Source organism: Rhodoferax sp. (assembly GCF_028715765.1).
GTDB lineage: Bacteria > Pseudomonadota > Gammaproteobacteria > Burkholderiales > Burkholderiaceae_C > Rhodoferax.
Genome location: NZ_JAQURE010000075.1, coordinates 1 through 8,261 on the forward strand (window position 1 = coordinate 1; position 8,261 = coordinate 8,261).

Here is an 8,261-nt window from a genome sequence, read left to right on the forward strand (position 1 = left end):
TAACTTTTGCCAGACCTGGAGCCTGGGCACAGCCATAACTCCCCATTGGTTTTCAATGGTCTTTAAAAATCGGTCTGTGAAATCCACCAGACCCGCGTGACCGGGCCAAACCATTGTGCACAGCAGAGCAAAAGCAATGGTGCAGTTGGCATATCGACCGCGACAAGATGAAATTTGAAACGTTGAGCTCATACAAGCATTATGTTCGTGACTGCAGTTTGATCTACTTTTCGTTGCGCGAGACTTAGATGTGCACATGAACGATGAAAAACGAAAGTTGCCCCACTGTGATGCTAATAAGTTGATGTTTTTCTGGGAATTTTTCACCCTTCCACCACGACCTGCATACTTTGTGATAAATTCAACCTACATTTTTAGTAAGGGGTTGTTATGAAAAAAGTTTTAGTTTCTGTTGCAGTGCTGGTTGCTAGCTTTGCAGTGTTTGCGTTTGATGCGGCTCAAACAGAAGAGCAAGTGACGCAAGAAATCAACGAGCGCGTGGCGCGTGGTGAGACTTTGGAGCAAGTTGCGGCTGCGGCCAATGCTGCCAGGGTACCTGTTGCAACTTTTCTCGCGGCTTTTACGGCAGCTGGTAAAACCATTGACACCGCTGTAGCATCTGCTGTGGCAGGTGGGTACGTGCCTGACGCAGTGGTTAATGCCGCTGTGGCCAGAGGCGCTGATCCAGTGGCCATGAATCAGATTGCACTGTCTTCATTACCTGCATCAGGTGCAGGCTCCACGGGTAATCAAAATGCGGGTGCGAATGATGGTTTAGATGCTGGTGGACAATCAGGTGGTTCTGTCTTGGGCGGCAACCGTTCCTCCACCATTGGCGGTGGCGGTAGTGGCAGTGTCAGCCCCACCTGATATCAAGACAGGGTTCTAATAATGGCAGCTTAGGCTGCCATTTTTGTTTTAATTTTGTGCATAACATCGGACAGTTGATATTGCCGTCTCGATCTTTGATAACGGCTCTGTTTTGACTTCTACGCACCTCAGGGAATGATCTATGCGTTTGCGCAATCAGCTTTTTTGGGTCATCACAAGTCTTTTTGTAGCCGTGTTGATGGTTATTCTGTTGGTTTCCACTGCTGGTACGCGGCGTTACCTCGAGCAACAATTGGCTTCGCACGCCCAAGACGCAGCCTCAGCCCTGTCTATTTCATTGTCAGAATCATTAGGAAAAAGTGACTCCGTATTTGCAGAAACCCAAGTGTTGAGTGTGTTTGATCGCGGATACTTTCAGCGCATAGATGTCCTAGACACACAGCGAAATGTCATCGTAACCAAAGCGCTGCCAACAAAAATTGAAGGTGTGCCCATTTGGTTTGTGCAGCTGATGCCCATTCATACACCGGCTGGAGAAGCTTTTATTGGCTCTGGTTGGCGTCAATTGGGTAAGGTGTTGGTCGTCAGTCAGCCCACTTATGCGTATCAGCATCTGTGGCGCACCACTTGGCAATTGTTGCTTTGGCTGCTGGCAATTTGCTTGGTGGCGCTGCTTTTGCTGCAAGTGGGTCTGCGTTTGATTTTGAAGCCTTTGCGTGCCATTGAATACACAGCGCACGAAATCCAAGCCAAAAAATTCATTCAAATTGACCAGCGCCCCAAAGCCCCAGAGCTTGCCAGCGTGGTCATGGCCATGAACCAAATGTCAAAACGTGTGGGTGAGATGCTGGATGCCGAAACTGCCCGTGCTGAAAGTTTGCGTCGGCAAGCCTTTGAAGACGACGCAACGGGTTTGGCTAACCGCAGAGGGTTTGAACTGCGACTTACAGAACTCTTGACTGGCGAATTTCACTTTGACCTTGGTTTGGTCATTTCAGTGGAGTTGGATGACATGCGATTGTTAAATCGACACGCCGGTTTTGCAGCGGGTGCAGGCATCATGCAAACTCTTGCCGATGAAGCGCGCGCCACATTTGGACACTTACCCAGCACCATCCTGGCCAGAAGCAATGAGTTTAGCTTCAGCTTTGTGCTGGCTGACATCTCGCAGAGTCAAGCCACTGAGCTTGCGCAAGCATTCCGGGCAAGCTTGATGCAAGCATTGTCTGACAACGAATTTTCTCAACAGATCGGCATTCAGGTTGGAGCGGTATTTTTCACCCAGCGCGATAGCCGCTCAGACGTGTTTGCCCGTGCAGACCTGGCCGTTGAAACGGCACGCCAGTCAGAGCGCAATGGATTCGCTTTGCTGAGTTTTCAGCCTCAAGAGTCCAGTTCACTGGGTTCATTCGCCTGGCGCACCTTGATTGCCACGGCACTGACGGAAAAGCGTTGGCGTTTGCTGACGCAACCCGTCGTTGCGTTAGACAGCACCAAGCTGCTGCTTCAATCCGAGTGCATGGCTCGTTTGGTCGATGCGCATGGTGCCTTGGTGCCGGCAGCGAGTTTTTTACCCATGGCAGCGCGCCACCGTCTGATGCCAGACATTGACAAGGCGATGCTGACCTTGGCATTTGATCATTTGAAAGCAGCACCTTTGGGTGCACCCATGCTGGCTGTAAACCTGTCGCCACAAAGCATTGCAGACCCCACATTTGTCGCTTGGTTTGAGCGTGAATTGACTGAACTAGGCAACAGTGTGGAGCGTTTGGCGATTGAGATTTCAGAATTTGGTGCCATTCGCAATCTTGCAGCCACAGTGAGCGTGAAAGATTTTGTCCAATCACTGGGGGGGCAATTCGGTATTGATCACTTTGGACTTGAACCCCAAGCATTGACCTTGTTGCGGGAAATGCTGCCTAACTACGTGAAGTTGACCGGCTCTTTGTCGGCAGATCTGGTGGCTGTTGAGACCTCGACTGATATGCTCTCCTCATTTGTAAGTCTGGCGCATTCACTAGACGTGATGGTGATCGCCCAACAAGTTGAAAATAAAGCGCAGGTCACCACGTTGCGTGCAACCAAGGTAGATGCGGGACAAGGCTATTATTTCGGAGCACCAAAATAGTCCCATTGAAAATTTCAACCCACCGTGCGACGCTCTGACGAATGGAGCAAGAGCTCGCCCACGCCTTGTACGTCTGTTGAAATTCAGGGTGAATCACGCTGTGCAGCGTGCTCACAGCCAGCAGCACGCACCTGAACGGTTTTCAGCAATTGGATACCATGCCAAATTGCTTACGACCAATTTGAAATTCCAATGCCCGCACCCGCACCCGCATCCGCATCCACCCCCATCGCCTTGGCTGTGACCGACGACTCGGCGCGTATTCGCACCGGGCAGTTTGTCCATTACCCAGATTCCCCCTTTGAGTTGTACCAGCCTTACCCGCCAGCGGGAGACCAGCCCGAGGCTATCCGGCATTTGGTAGAGGGTGTGAACGATGGCGAGGTGTTTCAGATTTTGCTCGGGGTCACTGGCTCGGGTAAAACATTTACCATGGCCAACACCATTGCGCAGCTTGGGCGGCCAGCTATTATTTTTGCGCCAAACAAAACGCTGGCAGCGCAGCTTTACAGCGAGTTTCGGGAGTTTTTCCCCAACAATGCGGTCGAGTATTTCGTCAGCTACTACGACTACTACCAGCCCGAGGCCTATGTGCCGCAGCGCGATTTGTTCATTGAAAAAGACAGTGCCATCAACGAGCACATTGAGCAGATGCGCCTGTCTTGTACTAAGAGCGTGCTGGAGCGGCGTGATGTGGTGATTGTGGCCACGGTGTCCGCGATCTACGGCATTGGCCAGCCCGAGGCGTATCACCAAATGGTGATGACGCTGCGCACTGGCGACAAGATGGGCCAGCGCGACATGATTGCCCAGCTGGTGCGCATGCAATATGAGCGCAACGATGTGGAGTTCAGCCGGGGAGCGTTTCGGGTGCGTGGCGACACCATCGACATCTTTCCGGCCGAGCATTCCGAGATGGCGATCCGTGTGGAGTTGTTTGACGACGAGATTGAGAGCCTGCAACTGTTTGACCCGCTTACCGGCCGCATCCGGCAAAAAATCCCACGTTTCACCGTCTACCCCAGCAGCCATTACGTCACGCCGCGCGAGCAGGTGCTATCGGCGGTTGAGGCTATCAAAATTGAACTCAGTGACCGGGTGAAGGAATTTGTCAGCCAGGGCAAACTGGTGGAGGCGCAACGGCTTGAGCAGCGCACCCGGTTTGACCTGGAAATGCTCAGTGAGGTGGGGCATTGCAAAGGCATTGAAAACTATTCGCGGCACTTGGCGGGCTCGGCTCCTGGTGCGCCGCCGGCCACATTGACCGACTATTTGCCCAAAGACGCGGTGATGTTTCTGGACGAATCCCACGTGTTGATCGGCCAGTTTGGCGGCATGTACAACGGCGACCGCTCGCGCAAGACCACACTGGTGGACTACGGTTTCAGGCTGCCCAGCGCGCTGGACAACCGGCCGCTCAAGTTTGAAGAGTTCGAGACCAAGATGCGTCAGGCGATTTTTGTGTCTGCCACGCCCGCCCAGTGGGAGAAAGACCACGCCGGTCAGGTGGTCGAGCAACTGGTGCGCCCCACTGGCTTGGTCGACCCCGAGGTGGAAGTGCGCCCGGCCACATCGCAAGTGGACGACGTGTTGCAAGAAATCCGCATCCGGGTGGAGAAGCACGAGCGCGTGTTGATCACCACCCTGACCAAACGCATGGCCGAGCAGCTGACCGATTACCTGAGCGACAACGGTGTCAAAGTGCGCTACCTGCACAGCGACATCGACACGGTCGAGCGGGTCGAGATTCTGCGAGACCTGCGCCTGGGTGCGTTTGACGTGCTGGTGGGCATCAACTTATTAAGGGAAGGCCTTGACATTCCCGAGGTCTCGCTGGTGGCGATTTTGGATGCCGACAAAGAGGGTTTTTTGCGTTCTGAGCGCTCATTGATCCAGACCATTGGCCGTGCGGCGCGTAACCTGCAAGGCCGCGCCATTTTGTACGCCGACAAGATCACCGACTCGATGCAGCGCGCCATGGGTGAAACCGAGCGCCGCCGCATCAAACAGCTGGCACACAACAAACAACATGGCATCACCGCCCGCAGCATTGTGAAAGAGGTGCGTGACCTGATTGATGGTGTTTACAGCGAAAAAGCTGGCAAAGAGGCCGAAAAACTCGAGCGCGATGCCATGCAGCGGGCGCAAGTGGAAGACATGAGCGAGAAAGACATCTCGCGCGAGATCAAACGGCTGGAAAAATTGATGATGGAACATGCCCGCAACCTGGAGTTTGAGAAAGCCGCTCGCGTGCGTGACCAGCTGGGCATTTTGAAAGAGCAGGCGTTTGGCGCTTCGGGCAGCAACCCTGTGAGTGTGTTGGCTGCGCAGAAATGACCTTAAAAAAAGCCAGATTGATTAGAGTACCCGACTAAAACACTCTGGTGTTGGCTATACTTGACCGCAACAGTCAACTAAACGCCATTGACCCACCGCACACGAGGCTTCACAGGGCTCTGTTGCGAGGTGAACACCAGTCAAACTGACATGTTTTTTTAAACACCAGGAGTTTTGCCATGCGCCTCACCACCAAAGGCCGCTTCGCGGTCACTGCCATGATTGATCTGGGTTTACGCCAATCGTCTGGGCCTGTCACGTTGGCTGCCATCAGCCAGCGCCAACAAATTTCCTTGTCTTATTTAGAGCAACTGTTTGGCAAATTGCGCCGCAACCAGCTGGTCGAGTCCACCCGCGGTCCGGGCGGCGGCTACACCTTGGCGCGCGCTGCGGCCGATATCACCGTGGCCGAGATCATCACCTCGGTCGACGAGCCCATGGACGCCACCCAATGCGGTGGTAAAGAAAACTGCCTGGGCGAAAATGCCCGTTGCATGACGCATGAGTTGTGGTCTGCTTTGAACACCAAAATGGTGGAGTTTTTGGATTCTGTGAACCTGCAAAAATTGGTGGATGATCAAATTGCCAAAGGCTTTGAGCTGGAAGACCAGCCCACCCTCAAGCGCGCCATCTCCAGCATGCCGGTCATGAAGCCGATTCGCATCAACGCCCCCAACTCGGTGTTTGCACTGGGCGCCAGTTACGCCAAGATGTAAAACTTTTTTTCAAATCACCTGAAAGAACCCTGATGAGCAGCACCCCACACTTTCCCATTTACATGGACTACAGCGCCACCAACCCCTGCGATCAGCGGGTGGTAGACGCCATGATTCCGTGGCTGCGTGAACATTTTGGTAACCCTGCCTCGCGCAGTCACGCCTGGGGCTGGGAGGCCGAAGCCGCTATTGAAAAAGCCCGCGGCCAAGTGGCCGCCCTGATTGGTGCAGACCCGCGAGAAATCGTCTGGACCAGTGGTGCCACCGAATCCAACAACCTGGCCTTGAAAGGCGCCGCGCACTTTTACCAAACCAAAGGCAAGCACATCATCACCGTCAAGACCGAGCACAAGGCCGTGCTCGACACCTGCCGTGAGCTGGAGCGCCAGGGGTTCGATGTCACCTACCTTGACGTGCAAGCCGATGGCCTGGTCAATTTGGATGCCTTCAAGGCCGCCATCCGCCCCGACACCATTTTGGCCAGCGTGATGTTTGTCAACAATGAAATTGGTGTGATCCAAGACATTGCCGCACTCGGCACCCTGTGCCGCGCCCATGGCGTGATCTTTCATGTGGATGCGGCGCAGGCCACTGGCCGCGTGCCATTTGACTTGGCTACCCTGCCGGTGGACTTGATGAGCCTGACCTCGCACAAGACCTACGGCCCCAAAGGCATTGGCGCCCTGTTTGTGCGGCGCAAACCACGCATCCGCATCGAGGCGCAAATGCACGGCGGTGGCCATGAGCGTGGCATGCGCTCAGGCACCTTGCCCACGCACCAAATTGTCGGCATGGGCGAGGCTTACGCCATCGCCAAAGCAGAAATGGCCGAGGAGCTGGTCAAAATTCAGGCGCTGCATGACCGCCTGATCAAAGGTCTGCAAGACATCGAGCAAGTGTTCATCAACGGTCACCTGACCCAGCGCGTGCCGCACAACCTGAACATCAGCTTTAACTATGTGGAAGGCGAGTCGCTCATCATGGGCATCAAAGGGCTGGCGGTGAGCAGTGGCTCGGCCTGCACCAGTGCCAGCCTGGAGCCCAGCTACGTGCTGCGAGCCCTGGGGCGTAGTGACGAACTGGCGCACAGCAGCTTGCGCATGACCATTGGCCGCTGGAGCACCGAAGCCGAGATCGACTACGCCATCCAGACCATTTCTGAGAACGTGGCACGCCTGCGCGAACTCAGCCCCCTGTGGGACATGTACAAAGAAGGCATCGATATTTCAACCATTCAATGGGCAGCTCATTAAAGGAGAATCAAAATGGCATATTCAGACAAAGTGGTAGATCACTATGAAAACCCGCGCAATGTGGGCGCTTTTGATAAGGGTGACGAGTCAGTGGGTACCGGCATGGTGGGGGCACCAGCCTGTGGCGACGTGATGAAGTTGCAGATCAAGGTCAACCCTGACACCGGCGTGATCGAAGACGCCCGCTTCAAAACCTATGGCTGCGGCTCGGCCATTGCGTCAAGCTCATTGGTCACCGAATGGGTCAAGGGCAAAACGCTTGACCAGGCCTCGGCACTGAAAAACAGCGAAATCGCCGAAGAATTGGCCTTGCCACCTGTCAAAATCCACTGCTCGATCTTGGCTGAGGATGCCATCAAGGCGGCGGTCAACGACTACCGCCAAAAGCACGCCACCCCACAAGCCGCTTAAACGCCACACACCCAGGGCTCCATTGCGCTGGGATGTGGGGCTGACCTTGAACTCACAAAGAAAATCATGGCTGTTACGCTCACTGAAGCTGCCGCCCGGCACGTGTCTCGCTACCTGATCAAACGCGGTCAGGGTGTGGGTGTGCGCCTGGGGGTCAAAACCACCGGATGTTCCGGCATGGCTTACAAACTTGAATACGTTGATGAAATCGGCGCTGAAGACATGGTGTTTGAAGGCTTTGGCGTGAAAGTGTTGGTCGACCCCAAAAGCTTTTCTTACCTGGACGGCACCGAGCTTGACTTTGTGCGTGAAGGGCTCAACGAAGGCTTCAAGTTCAATAACCCCAAAGAGCGTGACCGCTGCGGCTGCGGCGAATCTTTTCGTGTTTAAAGCTACTGCGCGAATGCCATGCGTCGTTGCGCCGGATGGGAAAAGAAGGGCCCCATCTCCCTTCTTGGCGAAATCCTCACGTACCGAAGTACGTTCCGGTTTCTGCGCTCCGGGCGCCTAGCCTGACATCCGCTCGCTACGCTTTTAATCACGAAAAGATCATGAAATCTCTCCAATCCAACGACTTTGAGCTGT

The 8,261-nt window shown here is 54.4% G+C and carries 8 protein-coding genes; 7 read left to right on the top strand and 1 reads right to left on the bottom strand.

Going from position 1 to position 8,261, the window contains the following annotated elements; all coding sequences use genetic code 11:
* Nucleotides 1-192: hypothetical protein (locus PHT20_RS15755; protein WP_301021268.1), on the bottom strand; the 192-nt coding region annotated here is incomplete at its 3' end.
* A 198-nt stretch (nt 193-390) separates the two neighbouring features.
* Here PHT20_RS15755 and PHT20_RS15760 point away from each other — a divergent pair.
* The 7 genes from PHT20_RS15760 (at nt 391) to iscA (ending at nt 8,066) form a co-directional block, all read left to right on the top strand.
* Nucleotides 391-870, top strand: a complete 480-nt coding sequence (locus PHT20_RS15760; RefSeq protein ID WP_300081227.1) for a hypothetical protein — start codon at nt 391-393, stop codon at nt 868-870.
* A 199-nt stretch (nt 871-1,069) separates the two neighbouring features.
* The gene (locus tag PHT20_RS15765) at nt 1,070-2,959 is read left to right on the top strand and encodes an EAL domain-containing protein (RefSeq protein ID WP_301021269.1); all 1,890 of its coding nucleotides are present in this window, start codon (nt 1,070-1,072) and stop codon (nt 2,957-2,959) included.
* A gap of 192 nt (nt 2,960-3,151) precedes the next feature.
* On the top strand, nt 3,152-5,296 hold the full coding sequence (gene uvrB, locus PHT20_RS15770; protein WP_301021270.1) for an excinuclease ABC subunit UvrB: 2,145 nt from the start codon (nt 3,152-3,154) through the stop codon (nt 5,294-5,296).
* 179 nt (nt 5,297-5,475) lie between these two features.
* On the top strand, nt 5,476-6,012 hold the full coding sequence (locus PHT20_RS15775) for a Fe-S cluster assembly transcription factor (protein WP_301021271.1): 537 nt from the start codon (nt 5,476-5,478) through the stop codon (nt 6,010-6,012).
* Between the two features lie 32 nt (nt 6,013-6,044).
* Complete coding sequence (locus PHT20_RS15780; RefSeq protein ID WP_301021272.1) at nt 6,045-7,265, top strand: IscS subfamily cysteine desulfurase; 1,221 nt, start codon at nt 6,045-6,047, stop codon at nt 7,263-7,265.
* Nucleotides 7,266-7,277: 12 nt separating this feature from the next.
* Complete coding sequence (gene iscU / locus PHT20_RS15785; RefSeq protein ID WP_300081212.1) at nt 7,278-7,676, top strand: Fe-S cluster assembly scaffold IscU; 399 nt, start codon at nt 7,278-7,280, stop codon at nt 7,674-7,676.
* A gap of 66 nt (nt 7,677-7,742) precedes the next feature.
* A complete protein-coding gene (gene iscA, locus PHT20_RS15790; protein WP_301021273.1) occupies nt 7,743-8,066 on the top strand; it encodes an iron-sulfur cluster assembly protein IscA in 324 nt (107 codons plus the stop codon).
* Nucleotides 8,067-8,261: the final 195 nt, after the last annotated feature.

Bases quoted from the DNA above. Each gene is read 5' to 3' on its own strand.
- PHT20_RS15760 (WP_300081227.1), top strand. From the start codon at position 391: ATGAAAAAAGTTTTAGTTTCTGTTGCAGTGCTGGTTGCTAGCTTTGCA.
- PHT20_RS15765 (WP_301021269.1), top strand. From the start codon at position 1,070: ATGGTTATTCTGTTGGTTTCCACTGCTGGTACGCGGCGTTACCTCGAG.
- uvrB (WP_301021270.1), top strand. From the start codon at position 3,152: ATGCCCGCACCCGCACCCGCATCCGCATCCACCCCCATCGCCTTGGCT.
- PHT20_RS15775 (WP_301021271.1), top strand. From the start codon at position 5,476: ATGCGCCTCACCACCAAAGGCCGCTTCGCGGTCACTGCCATGATTGAT.
- PHT20_RS15780 (WP_301021272.1), top strand. From the start codon at position 6,045: ATGAGCAGCACCCCACACTTTCCCATTTACATGGACTACAGCGCCACC.
- iscU (WP_300081212.1), top strand. From the start codon at position 7,278: ATGGCATATTCAGACAAAGTGGTAGATCACTATGAAAACCCGCGCAAT.
- iscA (WP_301021273.1), top strand. From the start codon at position 7,743: ATGGCTGTTACGCTCACTGAAGCTGCCGCCCGGCACGTGTCTCGCTAC.